The following is a 26,239-nucleotide window of genomic DNA, read 5'->3' on the forward strand; positions in this document are numbered from 1 at the left end:
CTCAAGTTAGAAACGTACTTCGTCGTACATGTCTTGATCGCCGTCGTCGTCACCATCACCGTTGTAGTCGGCGTCAGCGTTTTCCCCGTCTTCATCGTCGTCGTCACGCAGCTCGTAGTCGTCATCGGCACGGCGGCCACCGCGCGGCAGCGGGTTGTCCAGCTGGAACAGCACGGCGCAGGCTTCGATCAGCTGATCTTCGCTCTGGGCCCGTACCGCTTTCACCAGCGGCAGGTCGGCATTGTTGAACGCCACCGACACCTTGAACTCGTCCCATGAGGGTTGTACGCCGCTGCCGAGCCACTTGATCCACTCGGGTTTGGCCTTGGCCGGGAACTGCACCCGGCCATAGAGGGCCAGCGGCAGGTACTCGGGCATGAACTCCAGCATGCTCATGTCGGCCAGCAGCAGTGTCTTCATCTTGCCGGTGAACTGCTCAAGTGCCTTGGGCTGGTCCTGATCCCGGTAGGATTCGATGTTCTCGCTGGCATCACTCATCAGCGCTTTGATCCGCGCCTGGTCCCATTTTTTCTGCATAGCGCCTCAGGGGTAGAATTGGTCCCACATCTCCTGCATGGCAGAAGCGGGATCGGTCACGATGACGTTGTTGAAATCCTTGATGAAAGCGGCCCGCTGTTTCGGGTCTGACAGCACTTCATAGGCCTGCTTTACCTGGTGCAGCTTGATGGCTGCCAGCTCTCGCTCTTCTTCGCTCGCCCCTAACAGCTTATCGGGGTGGTACTGGTTAGACAGCCGGCGATAGGCTTTTTTGATGTCATTTTCGTTGGCGTTGGACTTGACGCCCAGCACCCGAAAGTAGTTGTTCATGGCAGATCCTGCATCACTGGCATCTTGGAATTCACACTGCGGGCGCCTGATGGTGGAGCTTGAGAAACCAGGCACGGCAAAAACCCGTCATTTTAACGGAAACAGGCCAGCTCCGCCATGAATAGGAGGCGATATGGCAAGCAAGTTGCCAATAGCGAAAAAGCTCCAATCGCTGCCATTTTGGCAACAAGAGGGAGGGGTATGTGTGATGGATGTTGAAAAAACGCCCGGCAGGCCGGGCGTTGTCGGTTATTGGAGGCGGGCCCAGGCCAGACGCAGTTTCAGCCCCAGACCCGAACTCCAGCCTGTGGTGGTACTCACCACCTTGCCGTCCTTGACGATGAGGAAGCTGGGAGTAACGCTCACCTGCCAGCGGGCGGCGAGATCCCCCCGCTCATCGTTATGGGTCGGGAAGGTCAACCCCTTCTTGCCCATCCCCTTGCTCAACTGCTGGGCGTTGCCGGAGCGCAGTGCCACCGTCAGCACGTTTTCACCGTCCTGCCAGAGCTGCTCCACCGTCGGTGTGGTGAAGCGGCAGACGGCACACCAGCTGGCCCAGTAGTAGACCAGCAGCGGCTTGTCCCGGCTCATGGCCTGCAGGTCGGCGGTGGTGCCATCTTGCAGGGTGAGGGTGGGCAGAGGGCCGTCTTCTGGCAGTGCCGGGCTGCGCCAGAGGTCCAGCGCCGTCGAGATGACAACGCCAAACAGCAGCAGCCAGAGCGCCTCCTTGCCCCAGCGCCGCCAGCGGGGTTGGGTGGTGATAGTCTCTGTCATGGTTTATCCCTGTTTGGCCAGTTCGGCTTTGACGATTTGCTCCAGCTCCTCATAGGGCACGGCGCCGGAGACCAGCTGGTTGCCGATCAAGGTGGCCGGTGTGCCCTGCACGCCGAGCAAGGTGCCGATGCGCAGGCTGTTGCGCAGCTCCTCGGTGGCCTTGGCCGCAGGCTTGAGGGCCAGGTTGTCGGTGGCCGCCAGCGCCTTGTTGATGTCCGCCTCGGTCAGCATGCCCTGCTTGCTCATCAGCTTGTCGTGCAGGGTGAGGAAGCGGGCGGGATCCTGCTGCCACAGGGTCAGGCTGTACTGGGCCGCCTTGGCGGAGCTCTGCCCCTTGAACGGCAGCAGCTTGATCACCAGCCCGACATCATTTGGATAGGCCTTCAGCAACCTGGCCAGATGAGGGTCGAACTGCTTGCAGTAGGGGCAGTTGTAGTCGGTGAAGGACACCAGGGTCAGCTTGGGGTTCTTGGCACCCAGACGCGGGCTGGTGGGGCTGTTGAACAGCACATCCTGATTGCCCTTGATGAAGTTGCCAAGCTGGCTGGCCTGATCCGCCGCGTTCTGCTTCTCCCAGGATTCGGCCGCCTCGTCGAGGATCTTGGGGTTGGCCACCAGGGTTTCGCGGATCAGCTCCTTGATGCGGGCCTCCTGCTCCGGGGTGAAGGGGGCGGCGTGCAGGGCTGGGGCCAGCATGGCGGCAGAGAGGGAGGCCAGCAGTGTCAGGGTGCGCAGGGTCGGTTTCATTTAGTGTCTCCTTGAGAAGTGGCAATGCCTGCTTGCGCCAGGGTGGCAAGCAGGGTCGGACGGTCCAGCAGGGGCGAGAGGATCTCGCCACCCTGCAGGCCGGGCCCGTAGATCTGGTTGAAGGGAATGGCCACGCTGCCGCGTTGGCGCAAGAAGTCGGCGATGCTGGCAGAGGGGCGGCTCCAGTCCCCGCGCAGGGCCACCACATCGGGGGCGCTCAGCGCTTTTTGCACGTCATCTCGCAGCAGTACGTTGAATTTGTTGGCTTTGCAGGTAATGCACCAGTCGGCGGTGACATCGACAAAGACCCGCTTGTTCTGCGCCAGCGCGTCCTGGATGGCTTGCTCCGAGAGCGGCTGCCAGTTGACGCCGTCCCGCTGGGGCTTGCCCTCCATGGTGAAGGCGCCGCCCAGCAGCAGGGCCCCGCCCAGTAGACAGGTGAGAGCCAGCCCCAGAGTCACGCCCCGCATGCCGTGGCGCCACACCACGGCCAGCAGCAGGGCGGCCAGCATCAGCGCCATCAGGATCAGCATCCAGAATTGGCCGACATGGTTGCCGAGCAGGCTGAGCAACCAGAGGCTGGAGCCCAGCATCATCAGGCCGAGCAGAATGCGCAGGCGCCCCATCCAGCGGCCCGGCTTCGGCAGCCAGAGCGCGAGGCGGGGGAAGGCGGCGATCAGCAGCCAGGGCAGGCTCATGCCGAGGCCAAGCGCGGTGAAGATGAGCCAGAGCTGACCGAGCGGAGCCCCGAGCGCAAAGGCGACCGCGGTGCCGAGGAAGGGGGCCGAGCAGGGGGTGGCCAGCAGGGTGGCAAAACACCCCTGCAGGAAGTGACCGCCCAGGCTGTTGCCGCCCGTGGTGGCGAGGCGGGTATTGAGGTTGCTCGGCAGCCTGATTTCGAACAGCCCCAGCAAGTTGGCGCAGAACAGCGCCGTCACCACCACCATGAAGCCGATAAACCAGACGCTCTGGAACTGGATGCCCCAGCCGACCGCCCCCTGGCTGGCGCGCAGCAGCGTGCTCATCAGTGCCAGCGCCCAGAAGGAGACCAGGATGCCGGCGCTGGCCGCCAGGAATTGCAAACGAACCGGGCGGCGCTCACGGGTTTCCAGTTGCAGTACCGACCCCAGCTTGAGGGCCAGCACCGGCAGTACGCAGGGCATCAGGTTGAGGATAAGGCCACCCAGCAGGGCAGCGCCCAGCAGCCAGAGCAGCGAGTGGCCCTGACTCGGCAGGGTCAGCGGCTCACCTATCTGGAACTCGCTCTGCCAGGCCTGTTCACCGTTGGCCAGTACAAACCCGAGTTGCTGGCGACGTATGTCGGGCGCATCGCCCTGCCAGCCATCGCTGACCGGAATGCGGGCGATCAGGGTGTTGCCTTGCACCTCCAGCTCGGGTTTGCCAAATTCGGCGCCCTCCAGCCGCTGGAGGAAAATCTGCGGATCCTGCCAGCCCTGCGGGTTGTCGGCGGTCAGCTGCAACTGGTTTTGCCGGTAGCCGGCCTTGAGGGTGACGGTGCCAGGCATGGCTTGTGGCAGCTTGCTCATCGCCTGGGCGTAGGCAAAGTCGAACCCTTCCGGCGCAGTGCCATCCAGCGCCAGGGTAAAGGGGTAGTCGGTCAGTATGCAGACGTTGCTGCAGGTCGAAAGGCGCAGCGTGCCCGTCAGTGCATCGCGGCGGCTGTGGGCAAGCGTGATGGGGAGGCTGACGGTTTTCTGATAGCCCTGGGTCGAGATGCCACTGACGTCAAATCGCTCCGGCACGGGCCAATGCCACTGCTGGGCGGCTTGAGGGGCATCCCAGAATATTTCAGGGGCAATGCCGCCTTCCCCCGGGTTCTGCCAATAGGTCTTCCAGCCGGACTCGAGCGCCAGGCTGAGCAGCACGCGAGTTTGGGCGGGATCGCGGGCGTCGGCTTGCAGCCGCACTTTTGCGTGATCGTTCTGGGGGCTGACAAGCCAGCCGGTATCGCTGGCCAATCCCATGGATTGCCACAGCAGGCCGCCCATCAACAGGGCAGTCTTGATCATGTTTGACATGTTTTTGTCTCTTGAAAATGGAAGTCAGGGTGGTGTAAACCGCGGCTAACTCATTCTCGCCAGACACATAAAGTGAGGTGAAGCCGCCGTTCAGGCGGAGATATGTTGCGAGGGGGAGGCAAAGCGGGTGAGCGGCGCGACAGCGGCGCCAGCAGGGCAATCACGAAGGCGATGGCAAAGAAGATCTGTTCGACGCAGAGCAGGCTGGCGGCACTGAGCCATTTGCCGTTGAGCTGGCAACTGCTCGGCTGGGGCGTCGCTGGCTGTGCATCGTCGGCATCGGCGCTGGAAGAGGGGAGGAGCTGTACCTGGCAACTGAGGGCCTGATCGAGCTGAGCCAGCCGGGCCAGCGGCTGGGCCGCGCAGTTGAGCACCAGAATGCAGACCAGCAGCAGGAGTCTTGTCGCCACGCGTTGTCGCAAAATCATGCTAGCCCTACCCTGTTGAATGGTGCATATCCTATCGATCAATAATGACAGGAGCAAGTCAGCAGGATTCGATGCGACCATATGCAACATCGGGGTGGTCGGTTCTGTTTGGCGAACGCTTGTTCGCTAAAAGGGGGACCAGTATACTGCGCCGAGTTAAAATCCGAGGTGTTCGATGCTCAAACTTGCCCGTGTGCTGCTGCTTACCCTGCTGCTCGTTTTCTGGTTCGTGTTTGGTCTGTTGCTCTGTCTGGTGCGTCCGCGTCATCCCAACAACGTCTTTGTCTTCGCCCGCATGTACCATGCGATCTGCCCGCTGCTCGGCCTCAAGGTCAAGGTCATCATACCGGACGAGGTAAAGTCGGTCGGCCCGGCGGTTTACGTCTGCAACCACCAGAGCAATTTCGACATCTTCACAGTGACAGGTGCCGTCATGCCCGGCGTGGTGGCGGTGGGCAAGAAGAGCCTGCTGTGGCTGCCCTTCTTCGGCCTCCTCTTCTGGCTCTCAGGCAACGTGCTGATCGACCGCTCCAACCGCTCCCGTGCCATCGGCACCATAGGCCAGGTGGTGGATCGCATCAAGCATCACGGCACCTCCATCTGGATGTTCCCGGAAGGGACCCGCTCCAAGGGGCGCGGCCTGCTGCCGTTCAAGGCCGGCGCCTTCCACACCGCCGTGCAGGCCGAGGTGCCCGTGGTGCCCATCGTCTGCTCCAGCTACTTCGGCCAGATCGACCTGAACCGCTGGGACAATGGCGAAGTGCTGCTGGAAGTCATGGCACCTGTCTGCAGCAAGGAGCACGGCGCCGCCGGCATTCGCGAGTTGTCTGACAACTGCCGTGCCCGGATGGAAGCCAAGCTGGCCGAGCTGGACAGCAAGCTGGGTCGCCATCAGGCCGCCTGAGTCTGAACGAAAGACGACATAGAGGGAGCCGCTGGCTCCCTTTTTTATTGGTTAAAATCACCACCTTGTTGGCAATTCTAACCAATAAATCCGGCTTGTATCTTGTGAATGAATCCCCATCTATTTGTAAAGCAACAATAAATTATCTTGGCATGGCTCTTGTAATGCTATGGGAAGAGATAGCCATCCCCATGAACAAGGAACCAGACCATGAGCGTATTTAGCCGCCTGACCGACGTGATCAATGCCAACCTGCACAGCCTGCTCGACAAGAGCGAAGAGCCGGAGAAGATGCTGCGCCTGATGATCGAGGAGATGGAGCAGGTCCAGGTCGAGATGAGAACCCAGGCCGCCCGCGTCATCGCCGAGCAGAAGCAGCTGGAACGCCACCAGCAGGCGCTGCAACACCAGATCCTGGAGTGGTCGGCCAAGGCCGAGCTCGCCATCCAGAAGGGGCGTGAGGATCTGGCCCGTGCCGCCCTCACCGAGAAGCTGGCCGAGGCCAAAAAATGCGAACAGCTGGAGCAGGACAAGGCCCGGGTGGCCGAGGTGCTGGCCCAGCTCACCGCCGACAGCGAGCGGCTGGCCGCCAAGCTGACCGAAGCCCGCGAGAAGCAGAAGATGCTGACCCTGCGCGAGCAGACCGCCCACAGCCGCATCCGTGCCCGCGCCCAGGTCGACAACCAGCGCATGCACGAGCTGATGGCCCGTTTCGACGGCTTTCAGGGGCGGGTCGATCAGCTGGAAGCCCAGCTGGAGGCGGCGACTCTGGGGCAGAATCCCTCGCTGGAGGCCCAGTTCCGCGAGCTGGAGCTGAACGACGAGATTGAGCGCGAACTGGCCCGGCTGAAGGGTCAGAAGGTGGAGGCATAAAGATGACGCCCTGGCCGAAGGACCTTGCCCATCGCAAGTTGACCGGGGTCTGCGCCGGCATCGCCAACGGGCTGGGGCTCTCCAGGGTGACGGTACGGATAGTGGCGCTGATCGCCCTGATCCTGATGCCGCCACTGACCCTGGCCGCCTATCTGCTGGCGGTGCTGATCATGCCGCCCCGTCGTGAATTGAAGCGCTGGCTGGACTGACCCCAGGGTCCTTCAGCCGGCAAGAGAAGCCTGTAAGGAGCAGAACATGCTGGAATTTATCGTCTTGATGCTGGTGTTGGTGGCCATGGCGCTGGCGGGGTTTACCGTGCTGGCCATGCTGCTGGTGAGCGGCCTCTTCGTGCTGTTTGGGGCCCTGGCCGGCATGTTCGCTCTGATCATCAAGCTGGCGCCCTGGTTGCTGGTGCTGCTGGTGGTGTGCTGGCTCATCAGCAACCGGCGCAAGCAATCCAATACCTACCGTTAAGCCTCCCTGCTATCGGATCCTGCCTTGGCCACTGCTCGCAGTGGCCTTTTTTGTGGCCTCTTCATCGCCTGCTCGACAGCTGCCAGCCAGGGCTGGCTCCAGTCGACCCAGCCATCCGGCTCCCGCACCAGGCGCTCCTTGAAGGCCTTGCTCTGCTGCTTGAGGCGGTATTCGAGTCGCAGCGCCGCCCCCTTGTCGCCCACCGTCTGCTGCCAGACCAGCGTGAGCGGTCCCTTGCCGCGCAGGGCGCGGGATCCCTTGCCGCTCTGGTGCTGGCGCAACCGCCTTATCGGATCCGTGCTGATCCCCGTATAGAGCAGGCCGGTCGCGGTGCGTACCAGATAGAGGGACCACTGGCTGGTTGGGGGTGAGCTGGTCGGTTCTGTGTCCATCGCTGCTTTTCTCATTCGATCTGTCTGTGCCAAACTCAAGAGCAGTCCAAGGAGGTGCGATGCGAGTCTGGTTCTGGTTGTGGTGCCTGTTGTCGGTCCCGGCTCTGGGGGAGACGATCCGTGTTTATGATTACCATCAGCACCCTCCTTTCATGACAGGGGAGAAGACGGGGCTGAGCCGGGATCTTGTCAAGTATCTCAATGAAAGGCTTGGCGGAGAACCCAGGCTTGAGCTCTGGCTGGTCAATCGGGCCAGATTGGCGCTGGAGATGTCGGATCCCGGCTTCGACGGCCTGGTGGCCTGGGTCAATCCCGCCTGGGTGGGGGATCCCCAGCGCGAGCGCTATCTGTGGACCTTTCCCATCATGCGTGACACCAACGAGCTCATCTCCAGCGCGGTCAGACCCATCACCTATCGCGGCCCGGATTCACTCAAGGGGCTGATCTTCGGTGGCATAGAGGGCTATCGCTATCAGGGGATCGATGATGCTGTGGCCCGGGGCGAGCTGGTGCGCCACGATGCCAAGAAGGTCAAAACCAATTTCAGCCTGCTGATGCGGGGCCGCATCGATGTGACGCTGGTGCCGGGCTCTGCACTCTCCTTCTTCATTCATGATGCCTATGAGGGCAAGCTGTTCGTCTCGCCCTTTCCCCAGTCCAGCTATACCCGCCACCTCTTGCTGCCGAGATCCCGCAGCGAGCTGCATGCCCGGCTGAACGACATCGCCGAGCAGATGGACCAGGATCCCGCGTGGCACGCCATCCTGGAATCCTATCGTGGCAGACCCTGAGCAGGGTTGTCGGCCCCGCGCCTGAGTTTGTGCAGCGGCAGCAGGCTCACCAGCAGACCCGCCCAGACAAAGGCAAATCCCACCGACTTTACCGGATCCGCCGTCTCGCCAAACCAGAAGAGGGCGAGCAGGAAGGCGAGGCTGGGTTCTATATATTGCAGCAACCCCACTGTGCTCATGCGGGTGCGCGCCACGGCGTAGCAGAACAGGCCCACCGGCAGCAGGGTGGCGGGGGCGCTGCCCATCAGCAGCAACCGATCGGCCCAGTCACCGGCCATGAACTGGCTCATGCCGCTCAGGGCCAGAGCGCCGATGATCAGCAAAGCGACCGGCAGCTGGACCAGGGCCTCGAGATAGAGGCTGACGCCGGCGTCGTAGTGCACCTTCTTCTTGAGCAGGCCGTAGAAGGCGAAGTTGGCTCCCATGATGAGGGAGAACCAGGGCAGCTGGCCGTAGGAGAACAGCATGTAGGCCAGCCCCGCCAGCGCCAGGGCGACCGCCAGATGCTTTTGCGGGGTGAGTCGCTCCTTGAGGAAGAGCACGGCGAACACGATATTGAACAGCGGTGTCATGAAGAAGGCGAGGCTGGTGGCCAGCACCTGCCCCGTGGTCAGGCACCAGGTGAACATGCACCAGCTGATGGACATGACGGGGCCCGCCAGCAGTATGAGGCAAAGCTGACGGGGTTCACTGCGCAGGCGCGCCCAGGGCACCCGGTAGCCGAGCAGGGCGAAGAGGGTGCCCAGCAGTACCGCCGACCAGAGGACGCGATGGGAGAGCAGCTCCCACATGTTGACCTCCGGCATGAACTGGTAATAGAGGGGCAGCATGCCCCACAGCACGAATGAGAGGGCCGCGCTGCCGGTGCCCATCCAGTTCTTCATCTCTCTCCGTTTATTAAATTAAACATTTGTGGTCGCATGATAAGTACCCGCTGACGCTTTCACAAGCAGGATGGAGGGGGAAATTCTGTTACTATCGGGTCCATGAACCGACTCGATACGCTGTTTGAACAGATCCGGGCCTGCCGGTTATGCGAGGCTCATTTGCCGCTGGGACCACGCCCGGTGATCCGTGGCGCCGAAAGCGCCCGCTTGCTGATCATCGGCCAGGCGCCCGGTACTCGCGTGCATGCCAGCGGCATTCCCTGGGATGACCCCTCCGGCGATCGGCTGCGTCACTGGCTCGGCGTGGATAAAACGACCTTCTACGACGAGTCCCGCATCGCCATCATGCCGATGGGGCTCTGCTACCCCGGCAAGGGCAAGTCGGGGGATCTGCCACCCAGACCCGAATGTGCGCCCACCTGGCACGACAAGGTGTTGATGCTGCTGCCCAATATCGAGCTGACCCTGCTCATCGGCCAGTATTCTCAACAGTACTATCTGGGCAAGGCCAGCAAAGGCTCGCTCACCGAGACGGTGCGCAGCTGGGCCGACTATGGTCCCGCCTGGCTGCCGTTGCCGCACCCGTCCCCGCGCAACACCTTCTGGCTCAAGAAGAATCCCTGGTTCGAGCAGGATGTGCTCCCCCATCTGCAGCAGAGGGTCGCCCCCTTGCTGGTGCGACCCTAATACTGGCCTCTGCGTCAGACCGCAGGTTCCGTCAGTGGTTTGGGTTTGCTGCGGGCCATGGCAAGCAGCGGGATTATGATGCACAGGCAGCCCAGCAGCAGCGGCAGACCCGGCTGCTCGTCAAACAGCCAGACCCCGATGGCGACCGCCATCAAGAGACCCGTGTATTCCGCCGAGGCGATCTTGCTCGCCTCCGCCTTGCGATAGGCCACCACGCACAGCCCGGCATAGACCATGATCAGCGCCGATGAACCGAAGGCGGGCCACCACATCTGCCACTGCCAGTCTCCCCCTTCCCACCAGGCCAGCGCCAGTATGAAGGGCATGCTCAGCACGTTGGTGAAGAACAGGGTCTGTGCTATGGGCTGCTTGAGCGGGATCCGCTTGATCAGCAAGTTGTTGAGCGCCATGGAGAGCGCCACCCCGAGCGCCGCCAGCGCGGCCCAGTTCACCTCGGTCGGCCGCAGCACGATCAGTACCCCGATAAAACCGATGAGCGCGGTCAGCACCTTCTGGCGGGAGATGGCTTCCCCCGCCATCCATACCGCCAGCGGCACCATCATCAGCGGGGCAGCATAGAAGAGGGCGTTGGCGGTGGCGAGCGGCAAGCGGGTGAGGGCAATGACCATCAGGCAGACGCCTACCGCCCAGATGTGGGCCCGCAGCAGATGCCACTTGAGCGCCACCGGCGGGTTGCGACGCCAGGACCAGAGCAACCAGGGCATCAGCAAGAGGGCGGCGGAGAGCTGGCGGAAGAAGACAAACTGGAACACGGGCTGGCTCGGCTCCAGCACCTTGACCAGCGCATCGGAAAAGACCGCCACCATGTTGCCCAGCACCAGATAGAGGATACCGATCCCGACTGCATTCATATCACCTCCCATATCAGATGAGGGCAGGGTAGCGCGGGGTCAGTTATCCAGTAAAATGATAAAAAATCACCATCTATGAGAATTTTGGATAATGAAGTTGCCTCCCCTGCGCGCCGTTCAATATTTCGAAGCGGTCGCCCGCCTGCTCAGCTTTTCCCGTGCGGCCCTCGAGCTGAACGTCAGCCAGAGTGCGGTCAGCCACCAGATCCGCCTGCTGGAAGATTTTCTGGGTGAGCGCTTGCTGCTGCGCCAGGGGCGGCTGTTGTCATTGACCGCCCAGGGGGAGGTCTACTTCGAAGGCATAGCGGCCGGGCTCGGCCAGATCGCCCAGAGCAGCGAACAGCTGCGCGGCGGTGGCGAGATGCGGCTGCGGCTCGCGGTCTACAGCTCGTTCGCGGTGAAGTGGCTGATCCCGCGTCTGGCGGGGCTGCGTCAGCTCTATCCCGAGCTGGATTTGAGCCTGGAGATGGTGGCGGAAGATCCCGAGCTCTCCGATCGGGTGGCTGACTGTTTCATCACAGTCTCGCCCCACGGCCGCGGTTATTGCCACGATCTCATCTACCGGGAGCGGCTGTTCCCGGTCTGCAGTAGGCGGCTGCTGCAACAGCTGGAGGGGGAGTGGCCGCAGGCCATCTGGCAACTGCCGCTACTGTCGGTGCAGTCCATCTACAAGGCGCGGGGGGAGGATTGGCTGCGCTGGGCCAAGGCGGGCGGCCTGGTCATTCCGGACGAGGCGCGGATGCACCACTTCAGTCATGTGCTGCTGGCGATGGAGGCGGCGGCCTGGGATCAGGGGGTGGCGTTTGTGAACGACTACATGCTGCGGCCGGATGATCCCCAGCTGGTGGCCTTGCCGGTACACCAGCTGGAGACGGGGGATGCCTTCTACTTTACCTGCAAGCGCTCCCGGGCCCATGAGCCCGCCATCAGCCGGTTGCGTCAATGGCTGATGATGGAGACGCGCCAGAGCATGGCACTATAACCGCTTGGGCTATCAGGCTTTCTTGAACTGGCTCAGGATAAACAGGCTGGTGGCACAGACCACCACGGAAGGGCCGGCCGGCGTGTCTTGATACCAGGAGAGGCTGAGCCCGCCCAATACCGCCAGACAGCCGATCAGCGCGGCAAAGCCGGCCATCTGCTCCGGCGTCTGGCTAAAGCGGCGGGCAGTGGCGGCCGGAATGATCAGCAAGGAGGTGATGATCAGCGCCCCGACAAACTTCATGGCCACGGCGATCACCAGCCCGATCAGCAGCATCAGCACACAGCGCAGCACATCGACCCGGATCCCTTCCACCCGTGCCAGCTCTTCCGAGATGGTCATGGAGAGCAGGGGATCCCACAGGCGCCACAGGGTGAGCAGCACCAGAGCGCCGCCGCCGTAGATCCAGAGCAGATCCACCGGTTGGACCGAGAGCAGGTCACCGAACAGGTAGGCCATCAGATCCACCCGCACGTTATCCATGAAGCTCAAGGTGACCAGGCCGAGCGACAGGGCGCTGTGGGCCAGGATGCCGAGCAGGGTATCGGTCGCCACCTGCTGGTTGCGGCTCATGATCACCAGCAGCATGGCCATGGCGAGGCAGCAGACCACCACCGCCAGGGTGAGATCCACCTGCAGCAGTATCCCCAGCGCTATGCCGAACAGGCAGGCATGGGAGAGGGTGTCGCCAAAATAGGCCATCTTGCGCCACACCACGAAGCTGCCGAGGGGCCCGGCCAGCAGGGCGATGCCGAGGCCGGCCGCGAGGGCATATAACAGAAAGCTGTCCACTTGAATGTCCTTAGCTGCGCTTATTGATTGCGAGACGGCAGGCGGATGACGGGGGCCTGCTCATCGTGATGATGGTGTTCGCCGTCGCAGTGATGATGGTGGGTATAGACCGCCAGCACCTCCTGCTCGGGGCGCCCGAACAGGCGGGCAAATTCGGGATGGCGTGCCACGCTTTCCGGCTCGCCGTGACAGCAGACGTGACGATTGAGGCAGATCACCTCGTGGGTGCTGGCCATCACCAGGTGCAGATCGTGGGAGACCATCAGCACGGCGCAGTTGAACTCGGCCGCCAGCTTGCTGATGAGGGCATAGAGCTCGATCTGGCCATTGATGTCCACCCCCTGCACCGGCTCGTCCAGCACCAGCAGCTCGGGCTTGACCAGCAGGGCGCGGGCCAGCAGCACTCGCTGCATCTCGCCGCCGGAGAGCTTCTGCATCCGGTTGTCCAGCAGCCCCTGGGCGCCGACCCGGTTGAGCGCCTCCTCGATGGAGAGACGGCCATTCTTGCCGAGCTGCAGGAAACGGCGCACCGTCAGTGGCAGGGTGGGATCCAGATAGAGGCGTTGCGGCACATAGCCGACCCGCAGATCGCGACGGCGCAGGATCTCGCCGGTATCCGGGGTGAGCAGGCCCAGCACCAGCTTGCTCAGGGTGCTCTTGCCCGCCCCGTTGGGGCCGACCAGGGTAGTGATTTTGCCTTTATTCAGGGTAAAGGAGACCTTGTCGAGCACGAGTCGTCCGTCGAACGAAAGACAGACCTCTTTCAGCTCCACCAGTTGGGTCATGACAGCTCCGGGGTTTACAGCCTGTGAGAGTTATAATATAACAACAGCGTTGGTTTGTTATATTATCACACACTCACTTCCTGACGAGATCTCTATGCGAATTCTTACACTGATCACTGCCCTGCTGGCAGTGAGCCTGCCTGTCCGTGCCCTCGAGGTGCTGACTACCATCAAGCCCCTCGGCTTTATCGCGGCCGCGATCACCGATGGCGTGAGTGAACCCAAGGTATTGCTGCCGACCGGCGCCTCTCCCCACGACTTCTCCCTGCGCCCCTCTGATATTCGCAGTATCCAGGATGCCGACCTGGTGGTATGGGTCGGTCCCGAGCTGGAAGGCTTCATGGCCAAGCCGCTGGCCAAGCATCCACATGTGCTGACGCTTACCCGGGTTGAGGGGATGCCGCTGTTCGACTATGCCAAGCAGGAAGGGCACGAAGAGCATGCCGATGAGGGTCATGATCACGATGGACACGAGGGGCATCATCACGAAGGGGTGGATCCGCACATCTGGCTGGGGCCGACCCAGGCACTGGTCATCGCCAATGCGCTGAGCGAGACGCTGAGTGCCCAGGATCCCGCCAATGCCGAACGTTATCGCGCCAACCTGCTGACCTTCAAGGCCAAGGTGGATGCCAAGGACAAGCTCATCGCCGAACAGATGAAGGCGGTGAACCAGAAGGGCTACTTCGTGTTCCACGAGGCTTATGGCTACTGGGAACGTCACTACGGCATGAGCTCCAAGGGGCACTTTACCGTGAGCCCGGAACGCCGTCCCGGCGCCAAGACGCTGGTGGAGATCCGCAAGGCGCTGCAGGAGAAACAGGCGAGCTGCATCTATGCCGAGCCGCAATTCTCCCCTGCCGTGATTGAGTCGGTGGCCCGCAACACCGGCGCCAAGGTATTGCTGCTGGACGAGGTGGGTGAACAGGTGCCGCTCGGACCGGATGGCTATCCCCAGTTCATGCAACAGCTGGCCGACGCCTTCGCCCAGTGCCGCTGAGCCACCCCTGGCTCATCCCATGGGGTTGCCCGCGCCAACTATACTGACCTCCAGCATCTGACATGGAGGGTTAAGTATGAAATGGCTGCTCGTTCCCACCTGCACGCTGGCACTGCTCTGTGCCAGCGTGCAGGCCTCCCGCCTCTCCGAATACATCGCCAGTCCCGAGTTGAGGGCCAAGTTGCAGGAGGTCTATGGCGGCAGGGCGATCCAGCGGGCCGAGGCGTTTTCCCGCCTGCTTACGCCCCGGGCGGGCACCACGGATCAGCAGAAGATCACGCTGGTGAACAGCTACTTCAACAACCTGACCTACAGCGATGATCCCAGACTGTGGGGGGATGAGGACTATTGGGCCAATCCGCTGGAATTTATCGGTGCCCGGGGGGGGGATTGCGAGGATTACAGCATCTCCAAGTACTACACCCTGATGGAGCTGGGGGTGGATGAGAAAAAGCTGCGGCTGGCTTACGTCAAGGCGGTGAAATACAACCAGTTTCATATGGTGACGCTTTATTTTCCAACGCCCAAATCCGATCCGCTGGTGCTCGACAACATCAACAGCCGGATCCTGCCCGGCAGCCAGCGAACCGATCTCATCCCCGTCTACAGCTTTGATGCCAAGAGCATCTGGATCATGAAGTCGCGCCGTGAAGGCACACTGGCGGGCAGTGCCGATCGGTTGGCGCAGTGGACATCGATGAAGACCCGTTTCTCCAGCGAGCAACTGCGCTCCCCCCGTCGCCAGCTATAGTTTTCCCGCCGCTTTCAACTCCGCGAAATATTTTGCCGCGCCCGGATGCTGTTCGATGCTAAGCACCGGGCCTGTTTTGTTGCGCGCCTTGTGAAACAGGTTGGCGTAACCATAGGTCTGCTCGTTGAAGCTGGTCTGCTGGGTCAACATGGCCCGGGTCAGTCGGTAGACGTCCGCCTCCGGCGTGGCGGCATTGGTCACCAGGGTGGCCGCGATGGCAAAGGTGGGGGTCGCCTTCAGATTGCCGGGATAGATGCGGGCAGGTACCTGGCTGCGCTGGTAGTACTTGACCCCCTTGAGCACTTGGTCCCGAATCTCTCCCTCGATGGGCAGAAAGCGGATGGCGCAGCGCTTGGTGGTATCGAGCACGATCCGGTTCGGGTGTCCCATCACCAGACCGTAGGCATCTATCTGCTTGCTGCAGAGTGCCTCCGCCAGATTGCCTGCGCTCTTCAGATCGAGATCCTGCTCCCTTGCTCCCAACAGGTTGAACAGGGCCAGGGCCGTCTGGCGAGTGCCCGAGCTCTTCAGCCCCATGTCGATGGGCGCCAGCTTGAGCTGCGCCAGCGTAGTGATGTCGCCATCCGCCCGCACCACTATGGTGAAAGGCTCGGCGTGGGTGGCGAATAGGGCTCTCAGTTCGGGTTGCGGCTGGCTGGCATAAGGCCCCAGGCCTCGGCTGGCCTGATAGAGCCAGTCCGATTGCACCAGGGCATAGGGTATCTGCCCTGCCTGCAACTGGCGCAGATTCTCGATGGAACCTGAGGTGGCCTGCAGCTTGCATTGCAGCTCGGGGTCACTCTTGTTGGCCAGCCGGCAGAACTCTTTGGCGACCTGATGATAGATCCCCTGCTCACCGCCGGTGGCGATGATCATGGGACTGGCCAGCAGCGGCAGCGGCCACAGCAGGGCGAGCAACGACCCGAGTCTGTTCATGAGATCTCCTTGCTGGCGTAACCGTCTATGCCCCAGCTGCGCAGGGTGTCGATATCCTGGATCTCGCCGGCTTCTGCCAGCAGGGTGTAGCCCGCACTGTGCAGGCATTGGGCCACCAGATTCCAGTAAAGAGGAGCCTGGGTTGGCTGGCAGCTGATGAAGACGGGATTGATGGGGTCGAGCTGATTGAAGGTGTCGTTGGTCATGGGAATGGCGCTGAACGCCATCTCGACGCCCTGCTCCTGCAAGGTGGCGAGCCGTTCTGCCCCGAGGGGCGGGAAGCTTGCCAGATCCCAGCGCCAGTCGAGGGTCTTGCCTCTGCCCTTGGCCAGCAGCGGGGCGAATTGCGCCCAGTCAGCATGATTGAGCAGGCTGAGGGGCAGTTGCAGCCCCTCCACCGGATGGTGCAGCCAGAGGTCGAGCAGATGCTGGATCTCGTCCGGCGAGCTCTCCTGCGAGGGAGATAGGGTGGGGATGAGGCGGCTGTAGAGGCGGATGCTGCCCTGGGTGGAGAAGAAATGCTGTTGTTGCAGGCCGTCTCCCCCCTCGGTCAAGCCCAGCAGGGGCTGAGGTGCTGTCGCCGCCTGCTGCTTGCCGAGCTGGGTGATCTTGAGCCGCTGTTGCAGCAGATCCCGCTTGCGCTCCGAGACCAGCTGGTTGACCGAGATGACCAGCTCCTTGAGATCCTGCAGCCAGGGAGAATCCAGATTGCCGCTGAACTGGCGTTTGCGGATCCTGACCAGTTGCTGGTTGATGAGTTCGAGGGGGCGCAGCAGGCGGCCGCATACCCAGGAGATCACCAGAGTGAACACCAGCAGGCCGGCGAGCAGGGCCAGGCCGGTACGGCTGATGGCATTCCACAGGTGCTGATAGGCGTAGCCTTTGTGTCCCTCGAGCGTGAGGGTGCCCAGCATGCGCCAGCCATCGGTCAACTCCTGCTCAATCTTGACCGGCGGCATGTCGATAACGAAAGGGAGCCAGCTCGGCACATTCTGCTGCGCTGTGTGAAAGACCTTCTGGAACAGCAGTTGACCGTCGGGGTCCAGCAGGGTGACCGAGCTGACGAAGCCGCCATCGAACATGGCGTTGACTATGGTTTCGGCCAGCACCTTGTCATCATTGAGCAGGGTGCCTTGCAGCACCAGGCCGAGGGCCGTGATGGCCGTTTCCAGGTTGGCCGACATCTGGTCGAGGATGGACTGACGTACCGTGGTGACCTCCAGCATGAACAACAGGGCGGCACCGATAACGAACAGGATCAGGATGATTCGGTTTAACAGTTTTGCTAACGACATATCCACTCCATGGAAAAGTTATCGCAACATCATGAAACCTTGGGTCAAACACAATCGGACCCGGTTCTTAAAAATAGGAAAAAAATGGTTAAAAAAGACGATCATTTCTGCCCATAGCGGAATGTTATGCATAAAATGTGAGGTTCATGCAGATTGCTATGAACTAATTGTGAGTATTTAGGTCAAACAATCAGTTTTATACGGTTCTATAGCAAACAGACTGACCACTAACACCCTTGGATCTAATGACAGGATAGCGGATGAAACGTCTCCGTCCCTTGGTAGCACAGGCTGCCAATTGGGAACCCCCGGTTCCCCGCAAGCATTTTTACGCCATGTTACTGCTCACGGCCATGACGCTGTCAGCGGTAGCCATATTGCCGGCACCAGGTGACATCCTGGAGCGGCCATTGCGTCTGGAGTTGCCCATTGCCACCAACGGCACGGCAACCAACGAAGACAATACGGATTTTAACGACATCCCGGATCATGAGCTGGTGGAAGCCGCGACCCCGGAAGATGACATCCCGACCGATGCCACTCCCCAGTGGCAGGACTACAGGGTGCGCAACGGTGAAAACCTGACCACCATCTTCAACAACCTGGGGCTCTCGACCACCACCCTCTACAAGGTGCTGGATGCGGATGGCAAAAACAATCTGGCCCGCCTCAAACCCGGTCAGACCATAGAGTTGCTGATCGATCAGGACAACATACTGCAACAGATGAAGATTCGTCTGAACATCAAGCAGACCCTGATCCTGGAGCGCACGGATGACACCTACAGCGCCAGCATGCTCAATGAAGAGGTGCAGTGGCAGCAGAAGAGCTATGACGGCGTCATCAACGGCAGCTTCTATGTCAGTGCCCGCAATGCGGGGATCCCGGCCAACCACATCCAGAAGATTGCCAATCTGTTCCAGTGGCGGTTGAATTTCGCCAAGGATCTGAAAAAGGGCGACAAGTTCAAGGTGCTGGTCCGTCAGGAGACGGTCGAGGGCAAGAGCACGGGCAACACCCAGTTGCTGGGGGTCGAGGTGTTCAATCAGGGGAAGGGCGTCTCGGCCTGGTTGTCGGAAGATGGCAACTACTATGACGGCCAGGGCAACAGTCTGGAGCGCGGCTTCCGCCGCTATCCGACTCACAGCCGTTATCGGGTCAGCTCCAGCTTCAACCCGAATCGTCGCCACCCGATCACAGGTCAGGTTCGCCCTCACGAGGGCACCGACTTTGCCCTGCCGGTGGGCACGCCTGTATTGGCTACCGGTGACGGTGTTGTGCTCAAGGCCACCAGTCACCCGCTGGCCGGTACCTATGTGGTGATCAAGCACGGTCGTACCCTGATGACCCGTTATCTGCACCTGAGCAAGTTGCTGGTGAAAACCGGCCAGAAGGTGAAGATGGGCGACAAGATTGCGCTCTCCGGCAACACGGGCCGTTCCACCGGTGCTCACCTGCACTACGAGGTGCGGATCAACAACCGCCCGGTCGATGCCATGAAGGTCAAGCTGCCGATGGCGGAGCCGCTCTCCGGCAAGGCCAAGCGCCAGTTCCTCGCCAAGGTGAAGAGCTATCGCAAGGAGATGGAGGCAGGCTGAGGCCGGTTTCCAGCCGAATAGAAAAAGGCCCCGCCGCATTGGCGGGGCCTTTTCGTTGGCGCCATGGGCGGATCAGTAACCCTTGTCGAAGTCTATCTTGCCGTCCAGCGGCTGACCGTCGATGAAGCGGATGTAGTTGCGCACGAAGATCTGGGCCACATCATCGGGGAAGCTGTAGGCGCTGTTGTGCGGGGTGATGATGAGGTTGGGCTGGCCCCAGAGCGGACTGTCGGCGGGCAGAGGTTCCTGCTCGAACACGTCCAGCACCGCCATGCCCAGCTTGCCGGTACGCAGGGCGGTCAGCAGATCGCCTTCGTTGATGGCATTGCCGCGACCGACGTTGAACAGGATGGCGCCCGGCTTGCAATGTTCGAAACGGGAGGCGGTAAACAGATGATGGGTCTCGCGGGTGGCGGGCAGGACGCTGACGATGACGTCGGCCTGGGCCAGCATCTTGTTCAGCGCCGGCAGCTGATACACCTGATCGAAACCGGCCCGCTCACGGCCGCTGCGACTGACGCCGAGCACCTTCATGCCAAAATGCTTGCCGGTGTGGGCCAGGTGCTGGCCTATGCTGCCGGTCCCCAGGATCAGCAGGGTGCGCCCCTTTAGCCCCTGATACGGGTGGCTCTGCCACAGCCGCTGCTTCTGCTGCTCCCGGTATAGCGGCAGCTGGCGCATCAGGCTGAGCAGGTGGCCGAACACGTACTCGCTCATCAGCGGGCCGAAGATGCCGCGCACATTGGTAAGTTGATAATCGCGGCGGCAGCTGGCATCCAGCAGCACGTCGACGCCGGCATAGGTGGACTGGAACCAGCTCAGCTTGTTGGCCCTGGCCAGCAGCGGCTTGGCCCGCGCCGGCTCGGCCATCAGTATGTGAGCCTCTCCGATCAGTTTCTCGGCATCGCTCTGGTTGTCGGCTCTCAGAATGCGCAAATGGGGGAGATGGGCCGCCTTGAGCAGGCGCTCGTAGTGCGCGTTGTCCTGGCTGAGCAAAAGAAGGGTACGTTGACTCATACTCTTGTTCCTTATCAGATTTGCGGCGCGGGAGAGAGGCCGCTCTGTGTTTATCTTACCCGAGTTGATCGGGCAAGATAGTCGACCGGGCCGCTTTATTCGTTTTCGCGCGGCCCCTCGTGGGCTACAATCTGCCCCACATTTTGCAAAGGATCCGACTCCAGTGTTTGGTGACAAGTTTTATAAGCGACTGGCCGAGCTACAGCCTTGGCAACAGACCGTCTACACCCTGGCGCTGGCGGAGCGCATGTACCCCAACTATGCGCTGTTTGCCCAGGCATCCGGCTTCGGCGATGCCAAGGCGTTTCGCAACGCGCTGGATCAGATGTGGAACTACCTGACGGTAAAGGGATCCCGCGTCAATCTGGGGGCCATCCTGGAGGCGTTTGAAGTCTACATTCCGGAGCCAGGCAAGTTTGAATCCTACGGTGCCTATCCGGCGCTGGACGCCTGCGTGGCGCTGGGTTGTGCCTACAACTCGGTGATCTGCCGGGTCGGCGAAGAAGCCGAAGACGCCAGCCATGCCTCAGTGGGAACCGTGGCCGGTTTCATCGAGATGCTGGAAGAGCGCGACATGACCGAAGAGGAACTCTACGAGCACGAGTACATCGAGGCCGAGCTGGAGTTTCAGGTCGAGCTGCTCAAGCGGGTGGCCCACGAGCGTGACAGCGACCGCATCCTGGCGATCAGGGCATTTGCGGCCCAGGACGGTGTTTCCAACATAGGCATCAGCCTGGACGAGTGACATCGCCACGGGATCTGTCGAAAACGTCCCCATAGAAAAAAGCTCCCGGCGGGAGCTTTTTTTATACCCGCTCCCTTCTCATGCCCGTTCTTCGGTGAGCGGTCTGACGCTCAGCACGGGGGCGGCATCTATGCCATCGGCATTCATCATGGCCGAGATACGCTGCAGGGAGGAGAGCAACAGGCCTTGCTCCCAGATTTCCAGCGCCTGAAAACGCTGGATGAAGCTCTCTTGCAGCGGGGTCGGCGCCTGGGCCAGCAGGGCACGGCCTGCGTCAGTGAGTGTCGCGTGGACCTTGCGCTTGTCGGTTTCACTGCGAATACGCTGCACCAGCTGGCGGCTCTCGAGACGGTCCATGATGGTGGTCGCGGTAGCCTGGCTCATGTTGGTGTGATCCGCCAGCTGACGCATGGAGATCTGCCCCAGCTCGTTGATCCCCTTGAGCAGCAAGAGCTGCGGCGATGTCAGCCCGGCTTCCTTGATCAAGCGCTTGGAGTGCATATCGATGGCACGAATAATCTGGCGCAGTGCGACCAGCACTTCATCATGTTTTTCCATGGGATCTGAGTCATTGGGGGGCTGTTGAGAGGCGCAAAATTCTCCGCCTAATTCCTCATCAGGTCAATATGGTTTTTGGTCTAATGATTTCTGCTCTAATGGTTTTTGTGTTAGGTTGTCCGCCGTTTTCCGGATTTTAACCCGATATTTGAGGAGCGAGATGATGAATAACGATCTGGACATCAAGTCTCTGGTTGCCGAGCTACGGGTGGTCAGAGTGCGTTACGAGCTGCCTGACACCTCGGCTTTCGTGCGTTATCAGCCCGCCTATGACGAAGACCCCAACACCCTCAAGGTGCACCACTATGATGGTGAGCTTCCCCTCTCCTGCAGCGAGACTGGTGCTTTCAACCTAAAGGAGTTGGTGAACGAATTACGTTATGCCTATGTGCTGGTCCACCTCTTCCCGGACGAGAGCGCCATGAACTTCTACCTGACCGGTCTGGATACCGGCCTGGCCCAGCTGGAGTTCATCGGCGGTTCCTATGACTTCAACCGGCTCTGGATCACCAGCGGCATCTCCAATCTGGGCGTGCCCATGGCCATCTTCCTCGGCAAGCGCCACGCCGTGAATGGCCAGCCTTCCGTCACCCTGGTGGACCATCGTGAACTGGCCGCGGGTCGCATGGTCTATCGCGCCATCGGTGGTGCCGGTGAGCATGTGGGCGAAGACTTTTTCAACAACGACTAAGGAGGCCCGATGAGAGCAACCAAAGGGCTATTGAAAGGCCTCAACCCGACCATGGCCATGACGGCGCTCACCGTCATCACCCTGTTCCTGCTGTTCGGCGTATTCGTGCCCGAAACGGCCGCCGCCTGGTTCGTCGGCGCCAAGGATCAGATCATCGCCGGGTTCAAGTGGTACTACATTCTGGTGGTCGCCCTGTTCCTGTTCTTCGCCGTCTATCTGATGTTCAGCCGTTTCGGCAGCATACGGCTGGGTGACGACGACCAGGTACCGGAGTTCGGCTACTTTGCCTGGTTCTCCATGCTGTTCAGCGCCGGCATGGGCATAGGGCTGGTGTTCTGGAGCATAGCCGAGCCCATGAACCACCTGCAGGGCAATCCCTTCATCACCGAAGGCATGACCCCGGAGGCGGCCCAGATCGCCATGCGTCTCACCTTCTTCCATTGGGGCCTGCACCCCTGGGCCATCTATGTGATCGTCGGCCTGTCGCTGGCTTTCTTCAGTTATCGTCGCAAGCTGCCACTGGCCATTCGCTCCGTGCTCTATCCCATTCTCGGCGAGCGGATCTACGGCTTCTGGGGCCATGCCGCCGACGTGCTGGCGGTGTTCGGTACCGTGTTCGGGGTGGCGACCTCTCTCGGCCTCGGCGTCTCCCAGATGAATACCGGCCTCAACCAGATGTTCGGCATGGCGGTGTCTCAGTCCAATCAGCTCTGGCTCATCGGCGGCATCAGCCTGATCGCGACCCTGTCGGCGGTCTCAGGCGTGGGGCGCGGGGTCAAGCTGCTCTCCGAGCTCAACATCTGGCTGAGCGTGTTCGTGCTCGGCCTCTTCCTGGTGCTGGGGCCGACCACCTATATCCTCAACGCCTATGTGCAGAACATAGGCGACTACCTGCAAAACATCGTCAAACTCAGCTTCTGGACCAACACCGAGGCCAACGGCACCTCGGCCTGGCAGTCGAGCTGGACGGCGTTTTACTGGGGTTGGTGGATCGCCTGGGCACCGTTTGTCGGCATGTTCATCGCCCGCATCTCCAAGGGGCGCACCATACGTGAGTTCGTGCTCGGCGTGCTGCTGGTGCCCTCCCTGCTCGGCATGTTCTGGCTGACCGTGTTCGGCGGTACGGCCATGAATCTGGAGCTGTTCGGCGGCGGCGGTGTGGTGGCGGCGGTCAATAAAGATGTGACTCTGGCGCTCTACCAGACGGTGGAACTGCTGCACTGGGAGACCTTCGGCTGGATTGCCAAGGGGGTGCTGACCCTGCTGATCTGTACCTACTTCATCACCTCCAGCGATTCGGGCACGCTCGTCATCACGACTCTGCTCTCCATCGGCGATCAGGATCCTCCGGTGCTGCACCGCGCCATCTGGGGTCTGGGGCAGGGGCTGGTGGCGGCCATCCTGCTGGTCTCCGGCGGACTGGCGGCCTTGCAGGCGGCCAGCATCATAGCCGCGCTGCCCTTCTCGCTGATCATGCTGGCCATGTGCTACTCGCTGATGCTGGGGCTCAAGCAGGAGAGCCAGCACCAGTTCGAGTACCGGCAGAAGCTCAAGCGTCATCCCGGCTCGGTCAACCTGAGCCTGCTGGATCGCATAGGCCCGGCCTGACCACGCAGTGGCAAATAGAGCAAAACAAAAGGGGAACCGCGAGGTTCCCCTTTTTCATTGTTATTTCCTGTGCTCAGCGGCCGATCACAGCATCTGTTTGAGGCGATAGAGCAGATCCAGCGCCTGACGGGGGGTCAGCTCGTCCGGGCGCACCGCCTCCAGCTCATCCACCACAGGATGGGACTGGGGCGCCAGCGTCACCGGCGTCGGGCGTGTTTCACCTGCGGCTGGAGGCGTGGCGCTTTCGAGCTCCGCCAGCTTGTGACGGGCCTGATGGATCACCGATTTCGGCACTCCCGCCAGCGCCGCGACCTGCAGGCCGTAGGAGCGGCTGGCCGCCCCCTCCTGCACAGCGTGCATGAAGGCGATGGTGTCGCCGTGCTCGACCGCGTCCAGATGGACGTTGGCCAGCCCCTCGATCAGCTCCGGCAGCCGGGTCAGCTCGAAGTAGTGGGTGGCGAACAGGGTGTAGGCGCCAATCTTGCTCGCCAGCTGTTCGGCGCAGGCCCAGGCCAGAGAGAGGCCGTCGTAGGTGCTGGTGCCGCGGCCAATCTCGTCCATCAGCACCAGACTGCGGGCGGTGGCGTTGTTGAGGATATTGGCGGTCTCTGTCATCTCCACCATAAAGGTGGAACGGCCGGAGGCGAGATCATCCGACGCCCCGATACGGGTGAAGATGCGGTCTATGGGGCCGATGCGGGCGCTGTCGGCGGGCACGAAGGCACCGATATGGGCCAGCAGCACGATCAGCGCGGTCTGGCGCATATAGGTGGATTTACCGCCCATGTTGGGACCCGTGATGATCAGCATCCGGCGCTCCCGCTCAAGCCGGATGGGGTTGGCGATAAAGGGATCGCTCATCACCTGTTCCACCACGGGGTGGCGGCCCCCTTCGATCAGGATCTGATCCTCGTCGATAAGTCGCGGGCAACGGTAGTCCAGGGTCTCGGCCCGCTCCGCCAGGTTGGCCAGCACGTCCAGCTCCGCCAGCGCGGACGCCGACTCCTGCAGATCGCCGAGGTGGGGCAGCAGGGTGTCGAGCAGCTCTTCGTAGAGCCGTTTCTCCAGCGCCAGCGCCTGAGCCTGGGCCGTGAGCACCTTGTCCTCGTACTTTTTCAGCTCGTCTATGATGTAGCGTTCGTTGTTCTTGAGGGTCTGGCGGCGTATGTAGTGGGCCGGTACCAGATGGCTGTTGGCCCGGCTCACCTCGATATAGAAGCCGTGCACCCTGTTGTAGCCCACCTTGAGGGTGTTGATGCCGGTCAGCGCCTTCTCGCGCTCCTCGATGCGGGCCAGGCTGGCGGTGGCGCCGTTGGCCAGATCCCGCAACTCGTCCAGCTCCTGGTTGAAGCCGTCACGGATGACGCCGCCATCGCGGATCAGTACAGGCGGCACCTCCATCACGGCACGCTCCAGCAGGCTCAGCAATTCGGGGAAGGTGCTGGCGCGCTCGGCCAGTCGCTGCACCGCCTCGTGCTGGTTATCCGCCAGCAGGCGCTGCAACTCCGGCAGCTGGGCGAATGCCTGCCGCAGCCGGGTGAGGTCGCGCGGGCGGGCGGAACGCAGAGCGAGGCGAGCCAAGACGCGTTCCACGTCGCCTACCTGACGCAGCAGGTTGCCCAGCTCGTCGTAGAGGTTCTGCTCGATCAACTCCTTGATGGTGCTCTGGCGACCCTTGAGGATCACCCGATCGCGGATCGGCTGGTGGATCCAGCGCTTGAGCAGCCGGCTGCCCATGGGGGTGGCGGTGCGATCCAGCACATCGCTCAGAGTATTCTCATGGCCGCCAGCCAGATTCTGGGTGAGCTCCAGGTTGCGGCGGGTGGCGGCATCCATGATGACGGCGTGATCGGGCTGTTCGAGGCGCACGCTGCGGATGTGGGGCAGGGCGGTACGCTGGGTGTCCTTGACGTACTGCATCAGGCAACCGGCGGCGCACAGGGCTGTTTCGCTCTGGTCGACCCCAAAGCCCACCAGATCCTGAGTACCAAACTGCTGGCACAAGAGGGTGCGGGCTGTAGCGATCTCGAACTCCCACTCGGGGCGACGACGCAGGCCGCGGCGACCCTCGACGTGCTGCAAAAACGCGAAGGATTCGGGATAGAGCAGCTCGGCCGGGTTGGTGCGTTGCAGCTCCGCCAGCAGCGTCTCTTCCTTGTCGAACTGGTTGATGAAGAAGCGGCCCGAACCTATGTCCATGGTGCCGTAGCCGAAACGGCGGCCATCGTGATAGACGGCGGCGATCAGGTTGTCCTGGCGCTCCGAGAGCAGCGCCTCGTCGGAGACGGTACCCGGGGTGATGATGCGAATGACCTTGCGCTCCACCGGCCCCTTGCTGGTGGCGGGATCCCCCACCTGTTCGCAGATGGCGGCGGATTCACCGAGCTGTATCAGCTTGGCCAGATAGCCCTCGATGGCGTGATAGGGCACCCCCGCCATGGGAATGGGGTTGCCAGCCGACTGGCCGCGCTTGGTCAGGGAGATGTCGAGCAGCTGGGAGGCCTTGCGGGCATCGTCGTAGAACAGCTCGTAGAAGTCGCCCATCCGGTAGAACAGCAGTATCTCCGGGTTCTCGGCCTTGAGGCCAAGGTACTGCTGCATCATGGGCGTGTGGGCGCTCAGATTGGCGCCGCTGGCTTGGTATTGTGCTGTCATGTTCTATTCCAGAAGGGGCCTCTGCGGGCCTGGGTCTGCGGTGATGAGCTCTGAACGAATGGAGGCCATTCTACACATAAGCGCCGCCGCAGTGGAGGCATGGCTTCCATGGTGCTGTCGGCCGGGCCCG

Annotated in this window: 29 protein-coding genes; 13 read left to right on the forward strand and 16 right to left on the reverse strand. The window is 61.7% G+C overall.

The annotated features are described in order from the left end of the window. Positions 1-6: 6 nt before the first annotated feature. The 6 genes from atcA to CK910_RS08055 all read right to left on the reverse strand — a co-directional run bounded on the left by atcA (position 7) and on the right by CK910_RS08055 (position 4,816). A complete protein-coding gene (atcA, locus tag CK910_RS08030; protein ID WP_098982092.1) occupies positions 7-537 on the reverse strand; it encodes a cold adaptation protein AtcA in 531 nt (176 codons plus the stop codon). A 6-nt stretch (positions 538-543) separates the two neighbouring features. Beyond that, positions 544-828, reverse strand: a complete 285-nt coding sequence (gene atcJ / locus CK910_RS08035; RefSeq protein WP_096119877.1) for a cold adaptation protein ActJcold adaptation protein ActJ — start codon at positions 826-828, stop codon at positions 544-546. A 249-nt stretch (positions 829-1,077) separates the two neighbouring features. Continuing rightward, positions 1,078-1,602: a protein disulfide oxidoreductase gene (locus tag CK910_RS08040; protein WP_098982095.1), complete on the reverse strand. Its 525-nt coding sequence runs from the start codon at positions 1,600-1,602 to the stop codon at positions 1,078-1,080. A gap of 3 nt (positions 1,603-1,605) precedes the next feature. Further along, positions 1,606-2,349 (reverse strand): DsbA family protein, encoded by a 744-nt coding sequence (locus CK910_RS08045; RefSeq protein WP_098982098.1) that lies wholly within the window; start codon positions 2,347-2,349, stop codon positions 1,606-1,608. Beyond that, positions 2,346-4,388, reverse strand: coding sequence for a protein-disulfide reductase DsbD family protein (locus CK910_RS08050; RefSeq protein WP_098982100.1), 2,043 nt, complete (start codon positions 4,386-4,388; stop codon positions 2,346-2,348). The genes CK910_RS08045 and CK910_RS08050 overlap by 4 nt, the downstream gene beginning before the upstream one ends. 50 nt (positions 4,389-4,438) lie before the next feature. Further along, the gene (locus CK910_RS08055; RefSeq protein ID WP_043554553.1) at positions 4,439-4,816 is read right to left on the reverse strand and encodes a hypothetical protein; all 378 of its coding nucleotides are present in this window, start codon (positions 4,814-4,816) and stop codon (positions 4,439-4,441) included. Between the two features lie 175 nt (positions 4,817-4,991). On the opposite strand from CK910_RS08055, the gene CK910_RS08060 reads away from it, so the two are divergent. From CK910_RS08060 to pspG, 4 genes are all read left to right on the forward strand, one after another. Beyond that, the gene (locus CK910_RS08060) at positions 4,992-5,720 is read left to right on the forward strand and encodes a 1-acylglycerol-3-phosphate O-acyltransferase (RefSeq protein WP_098982103.1); all 729 of its coding nucleotides are present in this window, start codon (positions 4,992-4,994) and stop codon (positions 5,718-5,720) included. A 210-nt stretch (positions 5,721-5,930) separates the two neighbouring features. Continuing rightward, positions 5,931-6,593 carry a phage shock protein PspA gene (gene pspA, locus CK910_RS08065; RefSeq protein ID WP_098982105.1) on the forward strand — a complete coding sequence of 221 codons (663 nt, stop codon included), beginning with the start codon at positions 5,931-5,933 and terminating at the stop codon, positions 6,591-6,593. Positions 6,594-6,595: 2 nt separating this feature from the next. Further along, positions 6,596-6,802, forward strand: a complete 207-nt coding sequence (locus tag CK910_RS08070) for a PspC domain-containing protein (RefSeq protein WP_043140401.1) — start codon at positions 6,596-6,598, stop codon at positions 6,800-6,802. 46 nt (positions 6,803-6,848) lie between these two features. Continuing rightward, positions 6,849-7,067, forward strand: coding sequence for an envelope stress response protein PspG (pspG, locus tag CK910_RS08075; protein WP_043140399.1), 219 nt, complete (start codon positions 6,849-6,851; stop codon positions 7,065-7,067). Here pspG and CK910_RS08080 read toward each other — a convergent pair. Then, the gene (locus CK910_RS08080) at positions 7,064-7,474 is read right to left on the reverse strand and encodes a GIY-YIG nuclease family protein (RefSeq protein WP_098982108.1); all 411 of its coding nucleotides are present in this window, start codon (positions 7,472-7,474) and stop codon (positions 7,064-7,066) included. The two genes, pspG and CK910_RS08080, sit on opposite strands and share 4 nt — an antisense overlap. Positions 7,475-7,518: 44 nt before the next feature. Between CK910_RS08080 and CK910_RS08085 the strand changes: the two genes are divergently transcribed. Continuing rightward, on the forward strand, positions 7,519-8,250 hold the full coding sequence (locus CK910_RS08085) for a substrate-binding periplasmic protein (protein WP_098982111.1): 732 nt from the start codon (positions 7,519-7,521) through the stop codon (positions 8,248-8,250). Here the strand turns inward: CK910_RS08085 and rarD are convergent. Next, positions 8,232-9,134, reverse strand: a complete 903-nt coding sequence (gene rarD / locus CK910_RS08090) for an EamA family transporter RarD (protein WP_098982113.1) — start codon at positions 9,132-9,134, stop codon at positions 8,232-8,234. The two genes, CK910_RS08085 and rarD, sit on opposite strands and share 19 nt — an antisense overlap. Positions 9,135-9,236: 102 nt before the next feature. Between rarD and CK910_RS08095 the strand changes: the two genes are divergently transcribed. Next, the gene (locus CK910_RS08095; protein WP_043140392.1) at positions 9,237-9,824 is read left to right on the forward strand and encodes a uracil-DNA glycosylase family protein; all 588 of its coding nucleotides are present in this window, start codon (positions 9,237-9,239) and stop codon (positions 9,822-9,824) included. Between the two features lie 14 nt (positions 9,825-9,838). Here the strand turns inward: CK910_RS08095 and CK910_RS08100 are convergent, their stop codons facing one another. Further along, the gene (locus CK910_RS08100; RefSeq protein WP_043140389.1) at positions 9,839-10,696 is read right to left on the reverse strand and encodes a DMT family transporter; all 858 of its coding nucleotides are present in this window, start codon (positions 10,694-10,696) and stop codon (positions 9,839-9,841) included. A gap of 91 nt (positions 10,697-10,787) precedes the next feature. Between CK910_RS08100 and CK910_RS08105 the strand changes: the two genes are divergently transcribed. Next, complete coding sequence (locus tag CK910_RS08105) at positions 10,788-11,678, forward strand: LysR substrate-binding domain-containing protein (RefSeq protein ID WP_098982116.1); 891 nt, start codon at positions 10,788-10,790, stop codon at positions 11,676-11,678. Positions 11,679-11,690: 12 nt separating this feature from the next. On the opposite strand, the gene znuB is transcribed toward CK910_RS08105, so the two are convergent. Together znuB and znuC are read right to left on the reverse strand one after the other, a co-directional pair. Then, a complete protein-coding gene (gene znuB / locus CK910_RS08110) occupies positions 11,691-12,470 on the reverse strand; it encodes a zinc ABC transporter permease subunit ZnuB (RefSeq protein ID WP_098982118.1) in 780 nt (259 codons plus the stop codon). A 20-nt stretch (positions 12,471-12,490) separates the two neighbouring features. Beyond that, a complete protein-coding gene (gene znuC, locus CK910_RS08115; RefSeq protein ID WP_042868263.1) occupies positions 12,491-13,255 on the reverse strand; it encodes a zinc ABC transporter ATP-binding protein ZnuC in 765 nt (254 codons plus the stop codon). A gap of 94 nt (positions 13,256-13,349) precedes the next feature. Here znuC and znuA point away from each other — a divergent pair, with 94 nt between their 5' ends. Continuing rightward, a complete protein-coding gene (znuA, locus tag CK910_RS08120; RefSeq protein ID WP_043554468.1) occupies positions 13,350-14,255 on the forward strand; it encodes a zinc ABC transporter substrate-binding protein ZnuA in 906 nt (301 codons plus the stop codon). A 76-nt stretch (positions 14,256-14,331) separates the two neighbouring features. Continuing rightward, positions 14,332-15,006 (forward strand): transglutaminase-like cysteine peptidase, encoded by a 675-nt coding sequence (locus CK910_RS08125; RefSeq protein WP_098982121.1) that lies wholly within the window; start codon positions 14,332-14,334, stop codon positions 15,004-15,006. Here CK910_RS08125 and CK910_RS08130 read toward each other — a convergent pair. Further along, a complete protein-coding gene (locus CK910_RS08130; RefSeq protein ID WP_098982123.1) occupies positions 15,001-15,942 on the reverse strand; it encodes a TAXI family TRAP transporter solute-binding subunit in 942 nt (313 codons plus the stop codon). The two genes, CK910_RS08125 and CK910_RS08130, sit on opposite strands and share 6 nt — an antisense overlap. Continuing rightward, the gene (locus tag CK910_RS08135; protein ID WP_098982126.1) at positions 15,939-17,237 is read right to left on the reverse strand and encodes a LapD/MoxY N-terminal periplasmic domain-containing protein; all 1,299 of its coding nucleotides are present in this window, start codon (positions 17,235-17,237) and stop codon (positions 15,939-15,941) included. The genes CK910_RS08130 and CK910_RS08135 overlap by 4 nt, the downstream gene beginning before the upstream one ends. A 260-nt stretch (positions 17,238-17,497) precedes the next feature. On the opposite strand from CK910_RS08135, the gene mepM reads away from it, so the two are divergent. After that, on the forward strand, positions 17,498-18,835 hold the full coding sequence (gene mepM, locus CK910_RS08140) for a murein DD-endopeptidase MepM (protein WP_098982128.1): 1,338 nt from the start codon (positions 17,498-17,500) through the stop codon (positions 18,833-18,835). Positions 18,836-18,907: 72 nt separating this feature from the next. Here mepM and CK910_RS08145 read toward each other — a convergent pair whose 3' ends face one another. Next, a complete protein-coding gene (locus CK910_RS08145; RefSeq protein WP_098982131.1) occupies positions 18,908-19,852 on the reverse strand; it encodes a D-2-hydroxyacid dehydrogenase in 945 nt (314 codons plus the stop codon). Positions 19,853-20,015: 163 nt separating this feature from the next. Here CK910_RS08145 and CK910_RS08150 point away from each other — a divergent pair, with 163 nt between their 5' ends. Next, positions 20,016-20,597: a YjaG family protein gene (locus CK910_RS08150; RefSeq protein WP_043141062.1), complete on the forward strand. Its 582-nt coding sequence runs from the start codon at positions 20,016-20,018 to the stop codon at positions 20,595-20,597. Positions 20,598-20,675: 78 nt separating this feature from the next. Here the strand turns inward: CK910_RS08150 and CK910_RS08155 are convergent, their stop codons facing one another. Next, positions 20,676-21,155, reverse strand: a complete 480-nt coding sequence (locus CK910_RS08155) for a MarR family winged helix-turn-helix transcriptional regulator (protein ID WP_042866558.1) — start codon at positions 21,153-21,155, stop codon at positions 20,676-20,678. 163 nt (positions 21,156-21,318) lie between these two features. Between CK910_RS08155 and CK910_RS08160 the strand changes: the two genes are divergently transcribed. Then, positions 21,319-21,846, forward strand: a complete 528-nt coding sequence (locus CK910_RS08160; RefSeq protein WP_043141064.1) for a hypothetical protein — start codon at positions 21,319-21,321, stop codon at positions 21,844-21,846. 9 nt (positions 21,847-21,855) lie between these two features. Then, a complete protein-coding gene (locus CK910_RS08165; protein WP_043554476.1) occupies positions 21,856-23,454 on the forward strand; it encodes a BCCT family transporter in 1,599 nt (532 codons plus the stop codon). Positions 23,455-23,538: 84 nt separating this feature from the next. Here the strand turns inward: CK910_RS08165 and mutS are convergent, their stop codons facing one another. Continuing rightward, on the reverse strand, positions 23,539-26,109 hold the full coding sequence (gene mutS / locus CK910_RS08170; protein WP_098982134.1) for a DNA mismatch repair protein MutS: 2,571 nt from the start codon (positions 26,107-26,109) through the stop codon (positions 23,539-23,541). Between the last annotated feature and the right edge of the window lie 130 nt (positions 26,110-26,239).

The sequence above is a fragment of the Aeromonas sp. CA23 genome (assembly GCF_002587065.1).
GTDB classification, from domain to species: domain Bacteria; phylum Pseudomonadota; class Gammaproteobacteria; order Enterobacterales; family Aeromonadaceae; genus Aeromonas; species Aeromonas bestiarum.